At 59.8% G+C, this 23,934-nt stretch carries 20 protein-coding genes; 6 read left to right on the forward strand and 14 right to left on the reverse strand.

Translation table 11 applies throughout. The features are described 5' to 3' along the window. Positions 1-92: 92 nt before the first annotated feature. The 12 genes from HBO09_RS14760 to HBO09_RS14815 form a co-directional block, all read right to left on the reverse strand. Positions 93-1,763, reverse strand: a complete 1,671-nt coding sequence (locus HBO09_RS14760) for a flagellin (protein WP_169999555.1) — start codon at positions 1,761-1,763, stop codon at positions 93-95. Between the two features lie 224 nt (positions 1,764-1,987). Beyond that, complete coding sequence (locus HBO09_RS14765) at positions 1,988-3,655, reverse strand: flagellin (protein ID WP_169993252.1); 1,668 nt, start codon at positions 3,653-3,655, stop codon at positions 1,988-1,990. Positions 3,656-3,878: 223 nt separating this feature from the next. Beyond that, positions 3,879-5,555, reverse strand: coding sequence for a flagellin (locus tag HBO09_RS14770; RefSeq protein ID WP_169993254.1), 1,677 nt, complete (start codon positions 5,553-5,555; stop codon positions 3,879-3,881). Positions 5,556-5,738: 183 nt separating this feature from the next. Beyond that, a complete protein-coding gene (locus tag HBO09_RS14775) occupies positions 5,739-6,668 on the reverse strand; it encodes a ketoacyl-ACP synthase III (RefSeq protein ID WP_169993256.1) in 930 nt (309 codons plus the stop codon). Positions 6,669-6,936: 268 nt separating this feature from the next. Then, positions 6,937-8,556 carry a flagellar hook-associated protein 3 gene (locus HBO09_RS14780; RefSeq protein WP_169993258.1) on the reverse strand — a complete coding sequence of 540 codons (1,620 nt, stop codon included), beginning with the start codon at positions 8,554-8,556 and terminating at the stop codon, positions 6,937-6,939. A gap of 14 nt (positions 8,557-8,570) precedes the next feature. Then, a complete protein-coding gene (gene flgK, locus HBO09_RS14785) occupies positions 8,571-10,595 on the reverse strand; it encodes a flagellar hook-associated protein FlgK (RefSeq protein WP_169993260.1) in 2,025 nt (674 codons plus the stop codon). A 10-nt stretch (positions 10,596-10,605) separates the two neighbouring features. Continuing rightward, positions 10,606-11,868 carry a flagellar assembly peptidoglycan hydrolase FlgJ gene (flgJ, locus tag HBO09_RS14790; protein ID WP_346266433.1) on the reverse strand — a complete coding sequence of 421 codons (1,263 nt, stop codon included), beginning with the start codon at positions 11,866-11,868 and terminating at the stop codon, positions 10,606-10,608. A gap of 4 nt (positions 11,869-11,872) precedes the next feature. Then, the gene (locus tag HBO09_RS14795; protein ID WP_169993624.1) at positions 11,873-12,961 is read right to left on the reverse strand and encodes a flagellar basal body P-ring protein FlgI; all 1,089 of its coding nucleotides are present in this window, start codon (positions 12,959-12,961) and stop codon (positions 11,873-11,875) included. 27 nt (positions 12,962-12,988) lie between these two features. Beyond that, positions 12,989-13,684: a flagellar basal body L-ring protein FlgH gene (gene flgH / locus HBO09_RS14800; RefSeq protein WP_169993266.1), complete on the reverse strand. Its 696-nt coding sequence runs from the start codon at positions 13,682-13,684 to the stop codon at positions 12,989-12,991. Between the two features lie 52 nt (positions 13,685-13,736). Then, positions 13,737-14,522: a flagellar basal-body rod protein FlgG gene (flgG, locus tag HBO09_RS14805; RefSeq protein WP_057958870.1), complete on the reverse strand. Its 786-nt coding sequence runs from the start codon at positions 14,520-14,522 to the stop codon at positions 13,737-13,739. Positions 14,523-14,589: 67 nt separating this feature from the next. After that, on the reverse strand, positions 14,590-15,330 hold the full coding sequence (locus HBO09_RS14810; RefSeq protein ID WP_169993269.1) for a flagellar basal body rod protein FlgF: 741 nt from the start codon (positions 15,328-15,330) through the stop codon (positions 14,590-14,592). A gap of 238 nt (positions 15,331-15,568) precedes the next feature. Next, entirely contained in the window at positions 15,569-17,131 is a 1,563-nt protein-coding gene (locus tag HBO09_RS14815) for a sigma-54-dependent transcriptional regulator (RefSeq protein ID WP_169993272.1), read from the reverse strand. 278 nt (positions 17,132-17,409) lie between these two features. Between HBO09_RS14815 and phhA the strand changes: the two genes are divergently transcribed. From phhA to HBO09_RS14830, 3 genes are all read left to right on the forward strand, one after another. Further along, a complete protein-coding gene (gene phhA, locus HBO09_RS14820) occupies positions 17,410-18,201 on the forward strand; it encodes a phenylalanine 4-monooxygenase (protein ID WP_169993275.1) in 792 nt (263 codons plus the stop codon). 105 nt (positions 18,202-18,306) lie between these two features. Further along, entirely contained in the window at positions 18,307-18,663 is a 357-nt protein-coding gene (locus HBO09_RS14825; RefSeq protein ID WP_106576439.1) for a 4a-hydroxytetrahydrobiopterin dehydratase, read from the forward strand. Continuing rightward, positions 18,660-19,859 (forward strand): amino acid aminotransferase, encoded by a 1,200-nt coding sequence (locus HBO09_RS14830; protein ID WP_169993278.1) that lies wholly within the window; start codon positions 18,660-18,662, stop codon positions 19,857-19,859. Before HBO09_RS14825 ends, HBO09_RS14830 begins: the two co-directional genes overlap by 4 nt. A 595-nt stretch (positions 19,860-20,454) precedes the next feature. Here HBO09_RS14830 and HBO09_RS14835 read toward each other — a convergent pair. Beyond that, entirely contained in the window at positions 20,455-21,264 is an 810-nt protein-coding gene (locus tag HBO09_RS14835) for a UDP-2,3-diacylglucosamine diphosphatase (protein ID WP_032857082.1), read from the reverse strand. Positions 21,265-21,398: 134 nt separating this feature from the next. On the opposite strand from HBO09_RS14835, the gene HBO09_RS14840 reads away from it, so the two are divergent. The 3 genes from HBO09_RS14840 to HBO09_RS14850 all read left to right on the forward strand — a co-directional run bounded on the left by HBO09_RS14840 (position 21,399) and on the right by HBO09_RS14850 (position 23,542). Next, a complete protein-coding gene (locus HBO09_RS14840) occupies positions 21,399-22,157 on the forward strand; it encodes an AraC family transcriptional regulator (protein ID WP_169993280.1) in 759 nt (252 codons plus the stop codon). 93 nt (positions 22,158-22,250) lie between these two features. Beyond that, on the forward strand, positions 22,251-23,132 hold the full coding sequence (locus HBO09_RS14845; protein ID WP_169993283.1) for an EamA family transporter: 882 nt from the start codon (positions 22,251-22,253) through the stop codon (positions 23,130-23,132). A 128-nt stretch (positions 23,133-23,260) separates the two neighbouring features. Then, the gene (locus HBO09_RS14850) at positions 23,261-23,542 is read left to right on the forward strand and encodes a hypothetical protein (RefSeq protein ID WP_029292456.1); all 282 of its coding nucleotides are present in this window, start codon (positions 23,261-23,263) and stop codon (positions 23,540-23,542) included. A gap of 38 nt (positions 23,543-23,580) precedes the next feature. On the opposite strand, the gene HBO09_RS14855 is transcribed toward HBO09_RS14850, so the two are convergent. Beyond that, a complete protein-coding gene (locus HBO09_RS14855) occupies positions 23,581-23,868 on the reverse strand; it encodes a SelT/SelW/SelH family protein (RefSeq protein WP_169993285.1) in 288 nt (95 codons plus the stop codon). Positions 23,869-23,934: the final 66 nt, after the last annotated feature.

Here is a 23,934-nt window from a genome sequence, read left to right on the forward strand (position 1 = left end):
TGAACCTTGCTCTAGAAGAGTGTTTTCAGCTTGACTCCAGACAAAAAAAGGGCGCCCTAGGCGCCCTTCCATCTTTAACCAACCTCAAGCGCTTACTGAAGCAGTTTCAGTACCGACGATGGCAGTTGGTTAGCCTGCGACAGGATGGCAGTCGAAGCCTGTTGCAGGGTTTGCTGCTTGGTCAGCTCGGCAGTTTCCGAAGCAAAGTCGGCGTCCTGCACACGACTACGGGCGGCGGTGGAGTTTTCCGAAATGCTTTGCAGGTTGGCAACGGTGCTGGTGAAACGGTTTTGCACCGCACCCAACTGGGAACGCTGGCTGTCAATCTGCTGGATCGCATCGTTCAACGCCTGAACCGAACGCTGCGAAGACGCCGCGTCCTGGATGCTCAGGTTGGAAACGGTGGTTTCCACGGTAACTGCCGTCGACGTGGCAGCTGTCAGACCCAGTTGAGCCAGACCAGTGCCCGCGCTGCCATTGGCAACGGTGAAGGTCTTGTTGGAGAACAGCGCCAGGGTATTGTCAGCATTTTTGCTGGCCGTTACGCCAGTGCTTGCGCTGTTGATCGAGGAAACGATCGCGTCAGCGGTGTCACCCTTCTTGAACTTCACTTCTACGCCGTTCAGAACCACTGAAGTGTCGGCAGTCAGCTTGGCTTGGGACGTACCGGCTTGCAGACCCAGCTTGGACAGTGCGCCAGGACCGGTAGTAGCGTTAGTACCGTTGTCCAGCTTGATAGCCTTGCCGTCAACAGAGGTCAGAACCAGGCGACCATCCTGCTGGGAAGCAGTTACGCCTGTAGCCGTTACGGTGGCTGGAGTATTGATGGTAGTAATCGCCTGGGCCAACGTCTGACCTGCCGCGATAGAAATCGCTGTGCCGTTGATGCTGATTTCAGCGCCACTGACCAGGCCAGTGAACGCAACAGCAGGGGTAGCCGCCACCGGGCCGACTTCGGTAGTGCTGCCCTGGACACTAAAGGCGGTTGCCGAAGTCATCTTCAACTGACCAGCATCAACTACAGCGGTCACGCCTGTTTTGCTCGACTGCTGGTTAACCAGATCAACCGCCTGAGCCAGGGTAGTACCCGAGCCCATTGCAATGTCAGTACCGTTGACGGTCAAAACGCGAGCGGCTGTGGTGGTGGTGAAGGCGTTGGTGGTACCAAAGCCCGCAAACTGGCCTTCAGCACCCGTCACTTTAGCCGACAGGTCAGTCGCCGCACCAGCAGCCTTGGCTTCGCCGTAGGAACCTTTCAGGCCGGTAGCACTGATATCAGTCATACCAAACGAAATGGTTTCGTTGGCGTTGGCGCCGATCTGGAAGCCTACGTTGTCGAACGAACCGTCCAGAAGCTTACGACCACCGAAGTTGGTGGTTTGGGAAATACGGGTCAATTCACCGGTCAGCGCCGTGAATTCCTGCTGCAGGGACGTACGGTCGTCGTCACTGTTCGAACCGTTCGCCGATTGCAGGGCCAGCTCACGCATACGCTGCAGAATGTTGGTCGACTCTTGCATCGCCCCTTCAGCAGTCTGGGCAATCGACACGCCGTTGTTGGCGTTGGCCACTGCAACAGTCAAACCCTTGACCTGGCTGGTCAGACGGTTTGCGATCTGCATCCCGGCAGCATCGTCTTTGGCGCTGTTGATTTTCAGACCGGAAGACAGGCGGCTCATCGAGGTGCTCAGTGCGTCGGAAGCCTTGTTCAGGTTCTTCTGAACGCCCAAGGACGTGATGTTGGTGTTTACGGATAAAGCCATGACGAAATCCTCGTAAATGGGGTGTTGCGGCTTCCGGCCGGGCAACCGCCTGGCATGGTTTGAAAACCTTCATAGTGGTTATCGTCAGCCATGCTGGCTTCTTGAGATCTTTCTGATTTATTTGTAGGAATATTCATGGCGCCTGCTGGAGCTACGGGGATCAAGCCAAAAAAAAACGGAAGGGCGCACTAGGCGCCCTTCCGTCTTTAAACAGCCTTAAGCGATTACTGAAGCAGTTTCAGTACCGACGATGGCAGTTGGTTAGCCTGCGATAGGATGGCAGTCGAAGCCTGTTGCAGGGTTTGCTGCTTGGTCAGCTCGGCAGTTTCCGAAGCAAAGTCGGCGTCCTGCACACGACTACGGGCGGCGGTGGAGTTTTCCGAAATGCTTTGCAGGTTGGCAACGGTGCTGGTGAAACGGTTTTGCACCGCACCCAACTGGGAACGCTGGCTGTCAATCTGCTGGATCGCATCGTTCAACGCCTGAACCGAACGCTGCGAAGACGCCGCGTCCTGGATGCTCAGGTTGGAAACGGTGGTTTCCACGGTAACTGCCGCCGACGTGGCAGCTGTCAGACCCAGTTGAGCCAGACCAGTGCCAGCGCTGCCATTGGCAACGGTGAAGGTCTTGTTGGAGAACAGCGCCAGGGTATTGTCAGCATTTTTGCTGGCCGTTACGCCGGTGCTTGCGCTGTTGATCGAGGAAACGATCGCGTCAGCGGTGTCACCCTTCTTGAACTTCACTTCTACACCGTTCAGAACCACCGAAGTATCGGTAGTCAGCTTGGCCTGGGACGTACCTGCTTGCAGACCCAGCTTGGCCAGAGCACCTGGACCATCGGTGGTATTAGAGCCGTTATCCAGCTTGATAGCTTTACCATCAGCCGAAGTCAGGGTCAGACGACCGTCGGCAGCTGTCGCGGTAACACCGGTCAGGGTGGTGTTTGCACCTGCAGCGCCATTAATATCGGCAGCAACCTGAGCCAGTGTACGACCCGCTGCAATGGTGATTTCGGTGCCATTGATGCTGATTTGCGCGGCGCTGTTGGTGGTCGTGGTTTTGGCAACAACTGCCGCCCCGGGAAGAATGCCCGCAGCAGAACCGGCTGCAGTGAAGCTAGAAGCCGAGGTCAACTGCAGCGTCGCGCCAACAGCTTGGGCCTTGACGCCAGTAACAGCACTTTGGTCGTTGATTTTAGTAATCGACTGCGCAAGGGTATCGGCAGCCAGCAGCGCAATCGAAGTGCCGTTGAGCGTCAAGGTGCCATCGGTCGGAGTGAAAGCGTTGACTGTAGAGAACTGGCCGATCTCGGCTTCGCCGCCTACCACAGTCGCAGCTAGGTCAGTCGCCGCACCAGCAGCCTTGGCCTCGCCGTAGGAACCTTTCAGGCCGGTAGCACTGATATCAGTCATACCAAACGAAATGGTTTCGTTGGCGTTGGCGCCGATCTGGAAGCCTACGTTGTCGAACGAACCGTCCAGAAGCTTACGACCACCGAAGTTGGTGGTTTGGGAAATACGGGTCAATTCACCGGTCAGCGCCGTGAATTCCTGCTGCAGGGACGTACGGTCGTCATCACTGTTCGAACCGTTCGCCGATTGCAGGGCCAGCTCACGCATACGCTGCAGAATGTTGGTCGACTCTTGCATCGCCCCTTCAGCAGTCTGGGCAATCGACACGCCGTTGTTGGCGTTGGCCACAGCGACAGTCAGGCCTTTGACCTGACTGGTCAGACGGTTAGCGATCTGCATGCCGGCAGCATCGTCTTTGGCGCTGTTGATTTTCAGGCCGGAAGACAAGCGGCTCATCGAGGTGCTCAGTGCGTCGGAAGCCTTGTTCAGGTTCTTCTGAACGCCCAAGGACGTGATGTTGGTGTTTACGGATAAAGCCATGACGAAATCCTCGTAAATGGGGTATTGCGGCTTCCGGCCGGGCAACCGCCTGGCATGGTTTGAAAACCTTCATAGTGGTTATCGTCAGCCATGCTGGCTTCTTGAGATCTTTCTGATTTATTTGTAGGAATATTCATGGCGCCTGCTGGAGCTACGGGGATCAAGCCAAAAAAAACGGAAGGGCGCACTAGGCGCCCTTCCGTCTTTAAACAGCCTTAAGCGATTACTGAAGCAGTTTCAGTACCGACGATGGCAGTTGGTTAGCCTGCGACAGGATGGCAGTCGAAGCCTGTTGCAGGGTTTGCTGCTTGGTCAGCTCGGCAGTTTCCGAAGCAAAGTCGGCGTCCTGCACACGACTACGGGCGGCGGTGGAGTTTTCCGAAATGCTTTGCAGGTTGGCAACGGTGCTGGTGAAACGGTTTTGCACCGCACCCAACTGGGAACGCTGGCTGTCAATCTGCTGGATCGCATCGTTCAACGCCTGAACCGAACGCTGCGAAGACGCCGCGTCCTGGATGCTCAGGTTGGAAACGGTGGTTTCCACGGTAACTGCCGCCGACGTGGCAGCTGTCAGACCCAGTTGAGCCAGACCAGTGCCAGCGCTGCCATTGGCAACGGTGAAGGTCTTGTTGGAGAACAGCGCCAGGGTATTGTCAGCATTTTTGCTGGCCGTTACGCCGGTGCTTGCGCTGTTGATCGAGGAAACGATCGCGTCAGCGGTGTCACCCTTCTTGAACTTCACTTCTACGCCGTTCAGAACCACTGAAGTGTCGGCAGTCAGCTTGGCTTGGGTAGTACCGGATTGCAGCCCCAGGCGAGCCAGAGCACCAGGCCCGTTAGTCGCGTTTGCACCGTTATCCAGCTTGATAGCCTTGCCGTCAACGGAGGTCAGAACCAAGCGACCATCCTGCTGGGAAGCAGTTACGCCTGTAGCCGTTACGGTAGCTGGAGTATTGATGGTAGTAATCGCCTGGGCCAACGTCTGACCTGCCGCGATAGAAATCGTGGTGCCGTTGATGCTGATTTCAGAAGCGCTGGATAGACCACTGAAGGCCGCGGCGTTAGTCGCGGTGACCGGAGCCACTTCGACGTTGTCACCCACAACCGCGAAAGCCGTCGAAGAGATCATCTTGATGTTGCTGGCACCATCAGCCTCAGCCCTCACGCCAGTAGTACCCGTTTGAGCGTTAATCAGGCCAATAGCGCCAGCACGATCTATACCGCTGCCGATGTTGACCCCAGTACCATTGACCGTCAGCACCCGGGCAGCAGTAGTGGTGGTGTACGCGGTGGAGGTAGCGAAGCCACTGGCGAAGCTACCTTCACCACCGGTCACTTTGGCCGACAGGTCAGTCGCAACACCGGCAGCTTTGGCTTCGCCGTAGGAACCTTTCAGGCCGGTAGCACTGATATCAGTCATACCAAACGAAATGGTTTCGTTGGCGTTGGCGCCGATCTGGAAGCCTACGTTGTCGAACGAACCGTCCAGAAGCTTACGGCCACCGAAGTTGGTGGTTTGGGAAATACGGGTCAACTCACCAGTCAACGCTGTGAATTCCTGCTGCAGGGACGTACGGTCATCATCGCTGTTCGAACCGTTCGCCGATTGCAGGGCCAGTTCACGCATACGCTGCAGAATGTTGGTCGATTCTTGCATCGCGCCTTCAGCAGTCTGGGCAATCGACACGCCGTTGTTGGCGTTAGCCACAGCGACAGTCAGGCCTTTGACCTGACTGGTCAGGCGGTTAGCGATCTGCATGCCGGCAGCATCGTCTTTGGCGCTGTTGATTTTCAGGCCGGAAGACAAGCGGCTCATCGAGGTGCTCAGTGCGTCGGAAGCCTTGTTCAGGTTCTTCTGAACGCCCAAGGACGTGATGTTGGTGTTTACGGATAAAGCCATGACGAGTCCCTCGTGGATTGAGTGCTACGGCTTCCGGCCGGGGCAAGCGCCTGGGTCGGCCTAGAAAACCTTCGTCATACTTATCGTCGCGCCTGATAATTTCTTGAGAAATTTCCTACAGAATAATGAAAACGCCCAAGGCGATTGACCTTGGGCGCTTGAGGAACCAAGCAAAACTCTACATTAAAGCCGGTATATAATCGCCGATCCCCAGGACAAGCCAACACCAAAGCCACTGATGGCCACGCGCTTCCACTCGGCGTCCATCACGTGCTTTTCCAGCAGCAGCGGAATGCTCGATGACACGGTGTTACCGGTCTCGACCATATCCTTGATGAACTTCTCCACCGGTGCATCTTCAAAACGGCGGGCCACGGCGTCGACAATCGCCGCACTGCCCTGGTGGATGCAGAACGCGTCAATATCATCGGCCTTCAGGTCCGATTCGTTGAGCAACTCGTGCAGGTGCGCTGGCACCTTAAGCAGGGCGAAGTTGAACACCTGGCGGCCGTTCATGAAGAACACCCCATCGCTGACCTTCAAATGCGGTGCGCCGGAACCGTCGGTACCGAACTTGGCCTTGCCCAACTGCCAGGGGGCGTCTTCGCCCATCCAGGTGGCGGTGGCAGCGTCGCCGAACAGCATGGTGGTGTTGCGGTCTTCCGGGTCGACGATCTTCGAGTACGGGTCGGCGGTTACCAGCAGGCCGTTTTTCAGGCCGGCGGCTTCCATGAAGCCTTTCATCGCGTAGATGCCGTAGACGTAGCCGGAGCAGCCCAGGGAGATATCGAAGGCCGCGACGTGGGTCGGCAGGCCCAGCTTGTCCTGGACGATGGCGGCGGTGTGCGGCAGCCCTTCTTCGTCGCCGTTCTGGGTCACGACGATCAGCGCGTCGATCGACTCACGCTTGAGCTCGGGGTTGTTGGCAAACAAGGCATTGACCGCCTCGACGCACAAATCCGAGGTCTCCTGTGCAACATCCTTGCGCGGCAGGAATGCCGAACCGATCTTGCCAATGATGAACTCTTCATCCTTGGCGAATTTTGCACCCTGGGCGTAGTTGTCCAGCCCTTCTGCCGGCACGTAGCTGGCGATGCTTTTTATGCCAATCATTGTGGCTTCCCAATACAAAATAGCTGGAGAACACCCCTGAAAATCCTTCAGGAGCGCTGACAATAAAGGGGATAACCCCGCAAAAACCCGCCGAAACTACCGAAGCCAAAGCCTGGAAAGCGGTCTGGCCTTTTCACACGATACAGTGAAGATGCGCTTTATGACTCATAGGTCACTCATTTTTGTGCGCTTTGTTTAAAAGCCTGCGCCAGAAACGACAACGGCCCACCCTGTTTCCAGGGTGAGCCGTCGGGGATTTCCGGGACAATTACATCTTGCTGAACAGGCTTAATTGGGAGATTTTCACAAAGGCCAACTGCGAAGCCTCCAGCATTGCCTTCTGGAACGCCAGATCAACGGAGGCCGTAGCCATGTCGGTGTCACCAATGGCAGCGGTCGTCGATTTATTGGCCAACACCATGCTGGTGTTCTCAGTTTCCTGAATCGCCAGCGAGTTCAATCGAGCACCAATGGAACCCCGCACACTGTCAACTTGAGCCATAGAGGTCTTGATATTGGTGATGGCCGAGTTGACCACGTCAGTCACCATGGCCTGAGCAATCGGGTCGCCATCGGAAGGCGTTTCGAGGGCCTGGCGCAACTGGCTTAGGGTATCCAGCGCATTTTGCGTCTTGTGGGTATTGGAACCCACGGCGAACTGGTCACCAATACCTGGCGCACCAGTGAGGTCGAACTTCACCCCTGCCGCCGTGATGCTGTCTGGCGTCGCGAGCACAGGCGGCGGCCCCGGCTGTGCTGGCGTGCCAGGCACCACAGTACCGTTGGAGACCGGCTTGCTGTCGGCCGTGATCGGCTGGGCATACACCTCGTAGGCGGTGCTCGAGGTAAATTTGATCACCGCGCCCTTGTTCGGGAAGGTGCTACCGTATTCCGCCTGGCTGGTGATAGTACCTCCCGCCAATTGCGCGGAGGACGTATTGCTCGGCGTACGCGAGATACTGAAGCTGTCCGGTTTGCTTTGTAGGGTAAATTCCCGGTCCTTATACACCGCATCAGACTCGGCGCCGGGCTTGGTATCCCCTAGCTTCTGGCTGATATCAAAGGTCACACCATGCACAGTGACCGACGCACTTCCTTCCTTGGTCGCGTCGAACTTGCCATTACCCGGGGTCTGCGAGGTGATGTCGTTACCCGCCGCATCCGATACGGTGTACTCGGTGCTGCTGATAAAGGTCAGCTTGTACGGCTGGCCGTCAGTGAAGCTGCTGTCATAGGTAGACGGCGACGTCACGATACCGCCCGAGACCAGCACCTTGCCATCGTTGACGGTGGCTGTCGCCTGAGTACGGCCGGCATTGACCGTACTTTCAAGAATCGATTTACCGGTGTCGTTGACCACCATCGATAAGGTGTCCGAAACCTTCAGGCTCAGGGGTGTTTCATCACCCTGGTAGCTGTAAGTGCCGTCGCTGTTGCGAGCGTAGGGCGGCGTGTCGCTCTTGCCGCCGGCAAACAGGTAATGGCCGGACGAGTCCTTGCTGTTGAGCAGGCTCAGAACCTGCTTCTCGATTTCACCAATTTCGACGGCTACCGCCTTTCGCTCCGCATCGCTAATGCCCCCGCCGCCCTTGCCCCCAACCTGCAGAGCCAGTTCGCCGGCACGTTGAAGGGCCGTGTTGATACCGTCAAGCACGCTTTCCTCGCTATTAAGCGAGTTCTTCATGCTGCTGATATTGCCCGCATACTGCCCCAACATATCCTGCTGCTGTTGCAGCAGCAGCAAACGCGCTGCGCCCACCGGATCATCCGCCGCCGTCTGGATACGCACGCCGGAATCGATCTGCTGCTGGGTCTTGGTGACGTTGGAGAAGTTGTTGGTATAACGCGCAGTCGTAGTGTTGAAATACTGTTCGGTCGAGATTCGCATCGTCTCAAACTCCCTTAAAGACTGTTGATCAGCGTGCTGAAGGTTTCTTGCGCAGCTTTAATGATCTGCGACGACGCGGTGTAGTACTGCTGGAAACGGATCATGTCGCCGGCCTCCTCGTCCAGGTTGACCTGGGACACGGAGCTGCGATTGGACGTGGCGGCCGCAAGCATGGCCCCGGTCGCGTTGTTATCGACGTTGGCCTGGCTGGCCTTGCCGCCCACGGACGAGACCAACTGGCTGTACGCGGTGGTCATGCTCACACCGGCATTGCCATCGGTGGCGCCCACGGTCTTGCGGGTTTGCAGGTCGAGCAATTGCAGGGCGTTGCGGTTATCGAGCTTGCCGCCGCTGTTGAACGACACGCTGAAGCTGTCATCGGCTTTCGGCTCGCCACGGATCACCGTGTCCACACCGAACGTCTGCGCATTACCGGCGGCGTCGACGTAGGGCACATTGATCGTCAGCTTGTTGTCCTGGCCCGGCACGATGGTACCGTTGCCAATGGGCTGGCCCTGGGCGTTATTGATCACATAGCTCTGGGTGCCATCAGCGGCCGGCTTGCCGAAGGTCATCTTGACCGGCATCGAGCTCTTGATCGCCGCTTCCAACTGCGCCGTACCGGCACCACCATGGATATCCAGGGGCAGTGTCAGGGTCGGCGGACCAAACACACCAGTGCCACTGTTGTTCTTGTTGCCCTCGGCCAGCAACGGCGCAGAAAACGCCAGCTTGTTGGGGTCGGTCATCACCACCTTGAGGTCCATCGCGCCACCGGCGGTCGGGCTGACCTTGAACGTATCGCCCGCAGCCACTGGTCCCTTGCCATCGAGGGCCAGGGTGAAGCCATCGATTTCCGGTGGCGTCTGGGTGACGTCGAAGGGGCCCATGGACTTGCCGTCCGAACGCAGGACGCTGTACATCTTGTCGTCGCTGAAGGTCACCTTGTAGTCAAAGGTGCTCAGCTTGCTGGTGTCTTTGATCGTAACGTTCAGGTTGCCGGAGTTCGCACTGTTGTTCGAGTCGCCCACACTGCGCTGGCCAATGGCAAACACGCTGTTGATGTCATTGAACAACGCGGCGCCGAACTGCCCATTGGCGTCCAGGCCCTGCCCCAACTGGGTGTTGATGGCCTCGCCAACGACCATGGCGGTACGCCCCAGGTCGTTGATGGCCGGCATCAGCACGTCCTGGCGATAACGCAGCAAGCCGCCGATGGAGCCACCGCTGACCACCGAACTGACGTCCATCGGTTGCCCGCCGGTGGTCAACACCACCGAGTACTGGCTCTTGTCATCCTTGCTCGGCACCGCCGACAGCTTGTTCGATACGCCGTCCGCGACCAGGGTTTGCCCGGAGCCCAGGGAGACATTGAAATGGCCGTCCGACTCAGTGACCTTGACCCCAACCAGCTCGTTGAGCGAGCGCACCGCTTCGTTGCGCGCATCCAGCAGGTTCGCCGGCTCGCCATTGCCCTGGCCCTTGGCCTGGGAAATCTGCTGATTGAGGGCAGCGATCGAGGAGGTCAACTGGTTGACCTGACCGGTGATGGTCTCCAACTGGCTGTTGATGCCTTCTTTCTGTTTGTTCAGTTCGGTTGCAATCGAGTTGAAGCGATTGCCCAGGGTCTGGGCAATGGTCAGTACCAGTTGGCGCGCGGAGTTGTCGCTGGGGTTGGCCGAAGACGTCTGCAACGCGGCGAAGAAGCTGTTCAAGGCCGCGCCGACACCGGTGGACTTATCGGACAGCAGCTTGTCCACCGAACCGATCTGGTCCAGATAAGCCTTGGCGTCGAAGTTCAGCGACGTGGTGGTCTGCAACTGGGTGTCAAGAAACTGGTTATACACCCGGCGCACATCCGACAGCGTGGTGCCGGTGCCGACAAAGACCCCGCCGGCCGCAGTCATACCATTGGCCGTCTGCATGGTCTGCTGACGCGAGTATCCAGGGGTCTTGGCGTTGGCAATGTTGTTACTCAAGGTCGCAAGCGATCCCTGAGCCGCATTGAGTCCTGACATCCCGATATTGAGCAAACCCATGGTTCAAACCTTATAAATGAGTGGATGCGCCAGCGGCAGCGTAGTTTTGATAGCTGTTCATGGTTTTGGCGATCTGCGAAATCTTGCTGGCGTACGCCGGATCCGTTGCATAACCGGCTTTTTGCAACTCGCGTACAAACTGTTCCGGGTTATCGGCCGACTTCAGGACTTCTTGATATCTTTCATTGCTTTGCAGCAAGGTCACGAGGTCGTGGAAGCTGTCCTGGTAAGAGTCGTAGGAGCGGAACTGCGCCGTTTCCTTGACCATCTCGCCATTGCGAAACTCGCTGGTGATCGCCCGCGCCTGGGCACCCTGCCAGCTTTGGCCTGCCTTGATGCCAAAAAGGTTGTGGCTGCTGCTGCCGTCTTGCTGGCGCATCACCGATTTGCCCCAACCGGTTTCCAGGGCGGCCTGGGCCACCAGGTAGCGTGGGTCGATACCAATACGCTCGGCCGCCTGCTTGGCCATCGGCAGCATGGTGGCGACAAACTCGTCTTGGGAACTAAAGGCTTTTTTAGCTGGGGCCAGCGGTGGCTGGGCCACGGCACGGCCATAGATCTGCATGCGCGAATCGCGGGCGGCAAAGGTGCGCGCCGCACCGTTGATCACGCCATCTTCGGCGGCACTGTTGCGCAATGGCGCCGCCTTGGCAGCGCCCGTCGCCTCGACACCTGGCACGATGCCAGCCAGCAGGCGATCGGTGAGTTTGCTTGGCAAGGCAATGCGCCGCTGATTCATCAGGGCCATGTCATTGCGCAGGGTGCCATCATCGGCCCGCGGCGCCACCTCGACCCGCGCCGCCCACAGCGCGCGCTGGCCATTGGAACGACCCAGCGGGCCAACCGCCTGGGTGCCAGCGGCAATCGGCGTCGGTACGTCGACTTTCTTCTCTACCGCGTCGGGGCCCTGCAAGGTCGAGGCCTGCCCTTCCACCGGCTTGTTCTTTTGCATCTGGCGCAGCAGCACGTCCGCCAGGCCGATGCCGCCGCCCTCGCGGGACAGCGAGACTGCCAGTTGCTGGTCGTACATTTCCTGATACTGCTTGGCCGCCGGGGTGTTCAGCGGGTTGTCCTTGCCCAGGGCATCGGTGGCCGAGCGCATGGATTTAAGCATCTCGTTGAGAAACAGCGACTCGAACTCCTGCGCCACCTTGCGCATGTTGCCGTCGCTGTTCTTGTCGCCGAACTTGAGCTGGTTAAGCCGGTTCAGGTCCGAGTAAGACCCCGAGTCTGCAGTGCTGGCGATACCGCTCTTGCGCATGTCCATGGCCACGACCTCAAATCACGATCAGGTCGGCTTGCAAGGCGCCGGCCTGTTTCAGGGCTTCAAGGATCGCCATCAAGTCGCCGGGCGCCGCGCCCACCTGGTTCACCGCACGCACGATTTCATCCAGGGTGGTGCCGGGGCCGAACTTGAACATCGGCTTGGCTTCTTGCTGGGCATTGACCCGCGAGCGCGGGACCACGGCGGTCTCGCCGTTGGAGAACGCCCCAGGCTGGCTGACAATCGGGTCTTCGGTAATGGTCACGGTCAGGCTGCCGTGGGTCACGGCCGCTGGCGATACCTTGACGTTCTGCCCGATCACGATGGTGCCGGTACGCGAGTTGATGATGACCTTGGCCACCGCCTGGCCCGGATCAACCTCAAGGTTTTCCAGGATCGACAGGTAGTCCACACGCTGGCTCGGGTCCAGCGGCGCGGTCACACGGATCGAACCGCCATCGATGGCCTGGGCCACGCCTGGGCCGAGCATGTCGTTGATTTTGTCCACCACACGCTTGGCGGTGGTGAAGTCCGAACGGTTGAGGTTCAGGGTCAGACTGTTGCCCTGGTTGAACCCGCTGGGCACGGTGCGTTCCACCGTGGCGCCGCCAGGAATCCGCCCGGCCGATGGCACGTTGACAGTGATCTTCGAACCGTCGCGACCTTCAGCATCAAACCCGCCCACCACCAGGTTGCCCTGGGCGATGGCGTAGACGTTGCCGTCGATACCTTTGAGCGGCGTCATCAGCAAGGTGCCGCCGCGCAGGCTTTTGGAGTTCCCGATGGACGACACGGTGATATCCACCACCTGCCCCGGCTTGGAGAACGCCGGCAGATCGGCACTGATCGACACCGCCGCGACGTTTTTCAACTGCACGTTGCCCGAGCCTGCCGGCACCTTGATCCCGAACTGCGAGAGCATGTTATTGAAGGTCTGCAAGGTGAACGGGGTCTGGGTGGTCTGGTCGCCCGTACCGTTGAGCCCCACCACCAGGCCGTAGCCAATCAACTGGTTGCTGCGCACCCCGGAAATACTGGCGATGTCCTTCAGGCGTTCGGCCTGGGCAGCGACGCTCAGGGAGAGCAACAACACCGCTGCCATCAGCTGTTTGAGATTCAAAGTGATCACCTAGAAAGGGAACAGCGGGCTAAGGAAGAAACGGTCAAACCAACCCGGCTGACTGGCGTCGGCAAACGAACCCGTACCCGAATAGGTAATGCGTGCATCGGCAATCCGCGTAGACGGCACGGTGTTGTCGGTGGCGATATCGTCCGCCCGCACCATGCCGGCAATGCGCACCAGCTCGTCACCGGTATTGAGGGTCATCCACTTCTCGCCGCGTATGGCGATGATGCCGTTGGGCAGCACATCAGCCACGGTCACGGTGATCGAGCCCACCAGGCTGTTACCCTGCCCGGCCTTGCTGCTGCCGTTGGTGGCACGGTCGCCGCTGTAGCCCACGTCCAAGCTCAAGTCACCGCTGCCCAAGGGGTTATTGGTGTTCAAGCCCCCCCCAAACAGCGAAGTCAGGCCGATGCCGGTCTTGCTGTTCTTGGCCACCTGGGAGTTGGCGTTCTTGCTCGCCGTGGTGCGCTCGTTAAGGGTGATGGTGATGATGTCACCGACGCGGAACGCCTTGCGGTCGCTGTACAGGTTCTGTTCGAAGCCGGCCTGGTAGATCGAACCGTTGTTGGCGGCGGCAGGCAGCGGCGTGCGCGGCAACACTGGCGCGTAGTACGGGTCATTGGGTTTTGGCGTCGGGGCGACACAGCCCGCGAGCACGGCAATCCCACTCAATGCCAGAACAGAAACAAAGCGACTCATGACCCTTACCTCACGGTGTTGCAGGCGCCTTCTGAGCGCCCCATAGACTGGATTACAGATTCTGCGTAACGAACGAAAGCATCTGGTCGGCGGTGGAAATCACCTTGGAGTTCATCTCGTAGGCACGCTGGGTGGTGATCATGTTGACCATCTCTTCCACGGTGCTGACGTTGGAGGTTTCCAGGGTGCTTTGCAGGGTGGTGCCAAACCCGTTGAGGCCCGGGGTGCCGACTTGCGGCGCGCCGCTGGCGGCGGTTTCCAGGAACAGGTTGTTGCCGGTGGCTTGCAGGCCGGCCGGGTTGATGAAGTCGGCGGTCTGCAGGTTGCCGATCACTTGCGACGCCGGGTTGCCGGCGATGGTGACGGACACGGTGCCGTCGGCACCGACCGTGAAGGTCTGGGCATCGTTGGGCACGACAATCGCCGGTTCCAGGGCAAAGCCGTTGGCGGTCACGACCTGGCCATTGGAGTCCAGGTGGAAGGTGCCGTCACGGGTGTAGGAAGTAGTGCCATCCGGTTGCAGGATCTGGAAGAAACCACGGCCATTGATCGCCATGTCCAGCGGCTGCCCAGTCTGTTGCAGGTTACCGGCGGTAAAGTTCTTCTGGGTGCCGACGATGGACACACCCGTACCCACTTGCAGGCCCGACGGCAATTCGCTGTCCTGGGTCGACTGTGCACCCGGCTGGCGCTTGATCTGATAGAGCAGGTCCTGGAATTCGGCGCGATCACGTTTGAAGCCCGTGGTCGAAACGTTCGCCAGGTTGTTGGAAATAACGGTCAGGTTGGTGTCCTGGGCGGACAGACCGGTTTTGGCAACCCATAGAGCCGGAAGCATGCTGTTCTCCTTCGTGCGCCTGTTTGTTGGCGCCGCGTTACGAAATTGGTAGTCAGTGGCGCTGCAATCAGCTCATCTGCATGACGCGGGTCATGGCCTGGTCGTCTTCTTTGGCGCTGTTCATCATTTTCACGTGCAATTCGAACTGCTTGGACAGGGCCAGCACCGCGGTCATTTCTTCGACGGCATTGACGTTGCTCGACTGCAAAAAGCCCGAATTCACCTTGACGCTGGCATCGGCCACCGCCGGCTGGCCGTCCTTGGTGTGGATCGCGCCGTCCAGGCCCTTGGTCATATTGGCCAGGTCCGGCTTGACCAGCTTGATGCGGTCCACTTCAGCCATCACCCGCGGGCCTTCGCCCATGGCGCGGATGCTGATGGTGCCGTCTTCGCCGATTTCGACCTTCTGCTCGGGCGGCACGGAAATCGGCCCGCCATTGCCCATGATCGGCATGCCGTTGCCGGCCCGCAGGACGCCGAGCGCATCAATATTCATGCTGGCGGTACGCACGTAGGCTTCGCCACCATCGGGGGTTTGCACCGCGATCCAGCCATCGCCGCCGACGGCGACGTCCAGGTCACGACCGGTCTGGACCATCGAGCCAGGGGAAAAGTCAGTGCCAGGGCGTTCGGTCAGGGCAAACGCCCGCGCCGGAAAGCTGTCACCAAACACCGGCATCGAGCGGGCCTGTTCCAGGTCACGCTGAAAACCGTTGGTGGAAATGTTCGCCAGGTTGTTGGCATGGGCCTTTTGCGCCAGTGCATTCTGGCTGGCGCCGGTCATTGCCACATAAAGGTACTTGTCCACGCTCATTCCTCTTACTGACGGACGTTTGCCGCCCACCGATGTACTGAGGAGTCTTTAGCAATTTGCGCACCAACTTTTTAAAAGTTGGGGAAAGGCAGGTGGGGCAAGGGGTTGGGGCGTATCGAGGATTATTGCAGGGACAGGACGAGTCGGAAAAACGGCGGAGTTCTGCCGGTTGCGGCAAACACCGGTCTTGGCAGCTATACAAATTCAATGGGGAGTGGGCTTGTGTCAGGGGTTATTTGTCGGCCTTGAGCACTGCGTAATCGCGCAGTTTATTGGCGATGGTGGTGTGGGATACACCCAGGCGCTTACCCAATAGCCGACTGCTGGGATGCTCGGCATACAGGCTTTCCAGCACCGCCTTTTCAAACCGCCCGACAATCTCCTCCAGGCCGCCCTCCAGGGAGAAATCGCCAAGGGGCTGGCGCACGCCGTAGTCCGGCAGGCGAATATGCTCAGCCTTGATCGTGCCGCCTTCACACAACGACACCGCCTGGAACAGCACGTTTTCCAACTGCCGCACGTTACCCGGCCAATGGTAGTGACTGAGCCGCTCCATGGCCGCCGGCGCCAGCTTGGGCAGCGGGCAACCAATCAGGCGGCTGGCCTGGTCGATAAAGTGCTCGACCAACGGCGGTAAACCGTCGAGGCATTCACGCAGCGGCGGGATATGCAGCGATAACACGTTGAGCCGGTGATACAGGTCCTGGCGAAACTCCCCCCGGGCACACAGTTCCGACAAATCCACCTGGGTCGCGCAGATCACTCGCACATCCAGATAGACCTCTTCATCACTGCCTACACGTCGGAAGCAGCCGTCCTGCAGAAAGCGCAGCAACTTCACCTGCAAGCGCGCGCTCATTTCGCCCACGCCATCCAAAAACAACGTACCGCCTGCCGTCAGCTCCAGCAGCCCGAGCTTGCCCTCTGCACGCGCCCCTTCAAATGCGCCGGGACCGTAGCCAAACAGCTCGGTCTCGGCCATCGACTCCGGCAAGCCCGCGCAATTGAGCGCCATCAACGGAGACTGCCCGCGCGGGCTGGCCAGGTGACAGGCGCGGGCCAGCAGTTCCTTGCCGGTGCCGGTTTCACCTTCTATTAATAGAGGGGCGTCGAGGGGCGCCATGCGCCGGGCTTCACGCACCACCGCAGCCATCACTTTGGAACTCTGGAAGATGCTGTCGAAGCCCCGCAGCTCCTGCTTGCGCACATTGTAGATACGCTCACCGACGCGGTCGGCACGGTGCAAGGTCAATACCGCGCCAGCCATGGCTTCACTCTCGTCATGCTCTGAGGATTGCAGCGGGGCGATATCGGCCAGAAACACGTCACCCTTGACCTTGACCCGCAGGCCATTGATCCGCGACTTGCTGGCGCGCACCAGTTCCGGCAGGTCGAAGTCCTCGGCGTAGCGCGACAAGGGAATGCCCGGCACTTCGTCCACCCGCACCCCGAGCAACTGCGCCGCCGCCCGGTTGGCCGCGACAATCGAGCCGCCCATGTCGATGGACAGCACCGGGAACTCCAACGCTCCGAGCAAGGCGTTGAGTTCCATGTGCCGACGCTCGCTGGGCATCAGCCCTACCCGCTTGACGCCAAACACCCCGGCGATCGCCTCGAACTGCGGGCGCAGGGCCTGGAACTGCATGTTCACCAGGTTCGGGCAGTACAGGTAAATGGCATTGCCATGCTCGCCACCGACCTCGCCCTTGGCCACGTTGACGCCGTACTCCACCAGCAGGTTGAGGATGTCCCGCAGGATGCCGATGCGGTTCTGGCAGTGCACTTTAATACGCATGTAAAGGCCCGGTTTGTTGTAGGAGGGCTGATCGGGGCTGCGTCTTTTTGTCGCCGGACGCAGATAGTCGTCAAGATTATGTGACAGTCAACGACCTTTTCCCATCCGGAAATCACAATGCAGCGTGCGCCACGCTTAATCCGTAACGAATACTTTACAATAATCAGTGAATTTTCCTACAGCCCAGCCCTAATGACAGGTGGAATCCACCGCCAGGCGGAGTATCAATAAGGCCATAGCAGGACATAACAAGAACGAATGCCTAGCAGGAGAGCCGTATGAAGCAGACGCACTACGTGGCCCGCGAGCCCGATGCGCAAGGTTTTATCCACTACCCGCCCGAAGAACATGCGGTGTGGAACACCCTGATCACCCGCCAACTGAAAGTGATCGAGGGTCGTGCGTGCCAGGAATACCTGGACGGCATCGACAAGCTCGGCCTGCCCCACGACCGTATTCCGCAGTTGGCCCAAATCAACAAAGTGCTAGCCCAAACCACCGGCTGGCAAGTGACGCGGGTGCCGGCGCTGATCCCCTTCCAGACCTTCTTTGAATTGCTCGCCAACAAGCAGTTTCCGGTGGCGACCTTTATTCGTACCCGCGAAGAACTGGATTACCTGCAAGAACCGGATATTTTCCACGAGATTTTCGGCCACTGCCCACTGCTGACCAACCCCTGGTTCGCCGAATTCACCCACACCTACGGCAAGCTCGGCCTCGCCGCCACCAAGGAGCAGCGCGTGTACCTGGCGCGCCTGTACTGGATGACTATCGAGTTCGGCCTGGTGGACACCCCTGAAGGCCGACGCATCTATGGTGGCGGCATTCTGTCGTCACCCAAGGAGACGGTGTACTGCCTCTCGGATGAGCCCAAGCACCAAGCCTTCGACCCGCTGGAAGCCATGCGCACGCCCTATCGCATCGACATCCTGCAGCCGCTGTATTTTGTCCTGCCCAACCTCAAGCGCCTGTTTGAAGTGGCGCAGGAAGACATCATGGGCATGGTCGAGCGCGGTATGCAGTTGGGTCTGCACGCGCCGCTGTTCCCACCCAAGCCCAAGGCGGCTTGAACTGATGCTTTAAAGGCCAGGTGAGTCTGTTCCCTGGCCGCGCGTTGCTTTAGGGTGACGCCACTGGCAACCGAATTCCACATACTCGATTTCAGGAACACCTTTATGACCACCTTGAACCAAGCCCATTGCGAAGCCTGCCGCGCCGATGCCCCACAAGTCAGCGACGAAGAACTGCCGGTGTTGATCAAGCAGATCCCCGACTGGAACATCGAAGTGCGCGACGGCGTGATGCAGTTGGAAAAAGTCTTCCTGTTCAAGAACTTCAAATTTGCCCTGGCCTTTACCAACGCGGTGGGCGAAATCTCCGAGGCTGAAGGCCACCACCCAGGCCTGCTGACCGAGTGGGGCAAAGTCACCGTGACCTGGTGGAGCCATTCGATCAAAGGCCTGCACCGCAACGACTTCATCATGGCCGCGCGCACCGACGAAGTGGCCAAGGATGCCGAGGGCCGCAAGTGATGCATTTCGCCGCGATTGGCCGGGTGCCGGGTGATCCGATCCTGGGCCTGATGGAGTCCTATGCCAAGGACGCCAACCCGCAAAAATTCGACCTCGGCGTGGGTGTCTATAAGGATGCCCAGGGCCTGACCCCGATCCTGCAGGCGGTAAAGCGCGCCGAGCAACGCCTGGTCGAGCAGCAAACCACCAAGACCTATATCGGCGGGCATGGCGACCCGGCTTTTGGCCGGCTGGTCAGTGAGCTGGTGCTGGGCGCCGATTCGGCACTGCTCAAGGCACAACGCGCTGGCGCCACGCAAACCCCGGGTGGCACCGGCGCCCTGCGCCTGAGCGCCGACTTTATCGCCCACAGCCTGCCAGGCCGTGGCGTGTGGCTGAGCAACCCGACGTGGCCGATCCACGAAACCATCTTCGCCAAGGCCGGGCTCAAGGTCAGTCACTACCCCTATGTGGGCAGTGACAACCGCCTGGACGTGCCGGCCATGCTCGCCACCCTGGCCACCGTGCCCGAGGGCGACGTGGTACTGCTGCACGCTTGCTGCCACAACCCCACCGGTTTTGACCTGTCCCAGGACGACTGGCGCGAGGTGCTGCAGATCGTGCGCGAGCGCCACCTGCTGCCGCTGATCGACTTCGCCTACCAGGGTTTTGGCGACGGCCTGGAGCAGGACGCGTGGGCGGTACGCTTGTTTGCCGACGAGCTGCCTGAGGTGCTGATCACCAGTTCCTGCTCGAAGAATTTCGGCTTGTACAGCGACCGCGTCGGCGCGCTGATCGTGTGCGCCAACGATGCCGAGAAGCTGCTGGATGTGCGCAGCCAACTGGCGTTTATTGCGCGCAACCTGTGGTCGACACCGCCGGATCACGGGGCTGCCGTGGTCGCGACTATCCTCGGCGATACCGAGCTCAAACAGCTGTGGAGCGCCGAAGTCGAAGGCATGCGTTCGCGTATTGCGCAGTTGCGCTCGGGATTGGTTGAAGCTCTGGTGCCCCATGGACTGGCCGAGCGTTTTGCCCATGTCGGCGTGCAGCGCGGGATGTTTTCCTATACCGGCCTGAGCGCCGAACAGGTCAAGCAACTGCGGGAAAAACACAGCGTGTACATGGTCAGCTCCGGGCGCGCTAACGTGGCGGGGATTGATGAGACGCGGCTGGGGTTGCTGGCCGAGGCCATTGCAGACGTGTGCCGCAACTGACGAAACCGAATCAAATGTGGGAGCGGGCTTGCTCGCGATGAGGGTGTGTCAGTCGATACATGCAGTGACTGACACACAGCTATCGCGGCATGAGTATCTACGCAACTCTTTGATGGTTCTTGGGGATGTGTACATATCCGTTGCTGCGGTCAGGGCCACTTAGGGTTCCGCCCTGACGGCGGGTCACTTTGGAAAAGCCCCAAAGTAACCAAAAGGCTCTTGCCCCACCACTCGGTGCCTCGCCTAGGCTCGGCATGCCCGCAGTCAGGCATTGCTCCGTGGGCCCGCCGCGATCGGCCATCCATGGCCGTGTCGCGGCTACCCCGGCATCCATGCCGGGGTGCCCACTGCGCAATACCTGCCTGCGGCCATCGTGGTTTGACGGGGCGCCCAAGGTCAAAAGCCAGATCAAAAGCAGAGCAACAGCAAGGCCACAGCGCGAATCTGCATTGCCCTGTGTGGGAGCGGCGGTGCGACGATTCGACTTGCCCGCGAATGCGGTGTATCAGTCAACATATCCATCACTGACCCACCGCATTCGCGAGCAAGTCGAATCGTCGCACCGCAGCTCCCACATTTTTGACCGAGGCGATCTTCAGCCCGCAACCATCTCGGCCTTGACCTGCGCCTCCTTGGCCTGGGCATCCGCCAACCGATACAGCTCGATATGCCCGTCCCAGTGCTCGATCAACGCCGTGCACGACTCCACCCAATCCCCGCAATTGAGGTAGTCCACCTCGCCCACCTTGCGAATCTCCGCATGATGAATATGCCCGCACACCACGCCGTGCAACTCGCGCTTGGTCACTTCATGGGCGATGGCTTCCTCGAAATCGCTGATAAAGCTCACTGCCGTCTTCACCTTGTGCTTGAGGTACGCCGACAGCGACCAGTAGCCGTAGCCGTAGCGCGCCCGCCAGTGGTTCAGCCAGCGGTTGAGGGTCAGGGTGAATTCGTAGGCCGAATCGCCAAGAAACGCCAGCCAGCGGTGGTAGCGGGTGATTACGTCGAACTGGTCGCCGTGGATCACCAGCAGGTGCCGGCCATCGGCGGTCACATGCACCGCTTCGTCCACCAACTGGATATTGCCCAGAATCAGCTTTGAATAACGGCGCAGGAACTCGTCGTGGTTGCCGGTGACGTAGATCACCTCGGTGCCGCGCTTGCTCATGGTCAGCAGGCGGCGGATTACGTTGGTATGGGCCTGGGGCCAATACATGCCGCCGCGCATTTTCCAACCGTCGATGATATCGCCCACCAGGTACACCTTGTCGGCGTGGTAGCCCTTGAGAAACTGCGACAAGTGTTCGGCCTGGCAATCCCGGGTGCCCAGGTGCACGTCGGAGATCCACAGGGTGCGAACCCGTTGCTTGCGACTGGGTTTGGCGAGCTCGGCGCTGGTCATGGGCATACCTCGAGGGTGTTTTCGCCAGCTTGCTCCCGGGCAATTAATAGCCCATGACAGTCTTGCGTCAGTCAGATGACAGCGCCGGCCGCGCGTCGGGCGGTGTAAACTGCCGGCCTGCCCGGGAGATTGCGATGAGACCGACCCTCACGCTGCGCCATTACACCCATGACCTGATCACCCATAGCCATGACCACGCGCAACTGGTGTTTGGCCTGGCCGGTCGCCTGGACTTCGAGGTGGAAGGCATCGGCGGCGAAGTTTGCCCGCAAGGGGTGATGGTTCTGCCCTTCTCCACCCAACACAGCTGTGGCAGCCCCCGAGGCAGCCAATGCCTGGTGCTGGATGTGCCCGACGAACAGTGGGTAATGCAATCTTTGGGCGAGCACGCGGATGCCAGTCGCCGCCTGCTGAACCAACCGGCACGGGTGTCGCTGAATGCCCGTCAGGGCCAATTGGTCAACTGGCTGGCGAGCGGCGCACTGGATGACCCTCTGATCGCCCAGCAAGGTGCGGTGCTGTTATTGGCTACGTTCAATGGCCAGCCGCCTGCTCAAGCCAGCGTGCGACGCCTGCCCTATGGCGCATTCAACGCCCATATCGACCAGCACGCGGCCTACCCGCTGCAGGTCGCGGATCTGGCACGACTGGCAGATATGTCCGTCGCCCGCCTGCACGCACGCTTTATCGCCGAATGCGGGCTGACCCCTATGGACTACATCCGCACCCGCCGCCTGCAAATGGCCCGCGGCTTGTTGCGCCACAGCCAACTGCCCATTGGCGAGATTGCCGCACGGGTCGGCTATAGCTCGCAAAGCGCGTTTTCCGCGGCCGTGTTGCGCGAGTTCGGCAGCTCGCCCGGGGCCCTGCGCCGGCTCGACAACGGGCGCTAGTCCTGCGATAAAACCGGCGACTCTCACGACAGACAGCCAAGCGCCCGGCGCTCTAGACTGGATGCCTGCCTGCTTACTGTTTTAAGGACTGTCATGACTCCACGCACTGCCCTCGGCGCCCTGCACATCGGTGCACTGATGTTTGGCCTGACCGGCGTCTTCGGCAAGCTTGCCGCCGCATCGCCCAGCATCATCGTGTTTGGCCGTGCCGCTTTCGCGGTGCTCGCCCTGGCGCTGTTCGCACGTTTTGCCAGCAGCACGCCGTGGCAAAAACTCTCCAGCAACGACCTGCGGCGCCTGCTGCTCAGTGGCCTGCTGCTGGCCGGGCACTGGGTGAGCTTCTTTATCGCGGTGAAAGTGGCCGGCGTGGCGATTGCGACCTTGGGGTTTGCCACATTCCCGGCATTTACCGTGATCCTCGAAGGCCTGATCTTCCGCGAACGGATTCGCGCTAATGAAATGGTGCTGGTGCTGCTGGTCAGCATCGGCCTGGTGCTGGTCACCCCGGACTTCGATCTCGCCAGCCAGGCCACCAGCGGCCTGATCTGGGCCGTGGTCTCGGGCCTGTTGTTCTCGCTGCTGTCGTTGAACAATCGGGCCAGCGGCAGCATCCCGCCAGTGCAGGCGGCCCTCTGTCAAAACGTGGTGGTGGCGATGTGCCTGTTGCCCGTCGCCGCCCCGGGCCTGGGCGAAGTACGCGCTCTAGACTGGCTATGGATCGGCCTGCTGGGGGTGTTCTGTACCGGCCTGGCCCACAGTTTGTTTGTCGCCAGCCTTAAAGTGCTCAAGGCGCGCACCGCTGCCGTGGTGTTCGCCATGGAGCCGGTGTATGGCATCACCGTGGCCTGGCTGCTGTTCAGCGAAACCCCGACCCTGCGCATGCTGCTGGGCGGCGCGCTGATCATTGCCGCCATCGTCGTTTCTGGCTTGATGAGCCGCCCCGTCAAGGCCAAACAGCCATCGGCCATGGCCTGATCTATACTTTTCCTATCCGCAACAGTCAGCTGTCGTTCAACGGATACAGACTCCTCGACGACAGCCGTGATCCTTGAAGTTGCTGCATGCGAGTGGTCGCTCCCCTAACGCTATGCAGGAGTTTCACCATGGACATGTTTATCACCCTGATCATTCAGATCATCAGTGGCGCCGTTGGCGGCAACCTGGCTGGCCTGAGCAAGCAAGGCCTGGGCTCCGGGCTCAATACCGTGGTTGGCGGCGTCGGCGGCCTGGTGCTGGGGCAGATCGTCTCGGCCATCAGCGGCCTGCCTCCTGGCGGCGCGCTGGATGTCGCGGCGGTGGGCAGCAATATCGTCGGCGGCGGTGTCGGCGGCCTGGTGCTGACGTTTGTCGTCGGCTGGATCAAAAATAAAATGGCCGCCAAGTAAACCCACTGGCACTGCCGGCCGCACGCCGGCAGTGCCGCTTACGAGGTCCGGTCGTTGTGCCCCAGGTCACGCTCTGGATCGATCTGGTCGCGAACCCTCTGCTTGAGCACCTTGGCCTCCGGGAAGCCGCCATCAGCCTTGCGCTCCCAGATCTGCACGCCGTCGCAGGTAATGCGAAACGCCCCACCGGTCGCCGGTTCCAGGGCCACTTTGCCGAGGTCATCGGCAAAGGTGCTCAGCAGTTCCTGGGCCAGCCACGCGGCGCGCAGCAGCCACTGACATTGGGTGCAATAGGTGATGACAATCTCGGGCTTGGATGCGGACATAAAATGAAGAACTCCTGAGATGACGAGACAGCTGGATCGGATGGCTATAATACCGGCCTTTGCCGT

This window comes from Pseudomonas sp. WS 5027, assembly GCF_012985695.1.
Classification (GTDB): Bacteria; Pseudomonadota; Gammaproteobacteria; order Pseudomonadales; family Pseudomonadaceae; genus Aquipseudomonas; species Aquipseudomonas hygromyciniae.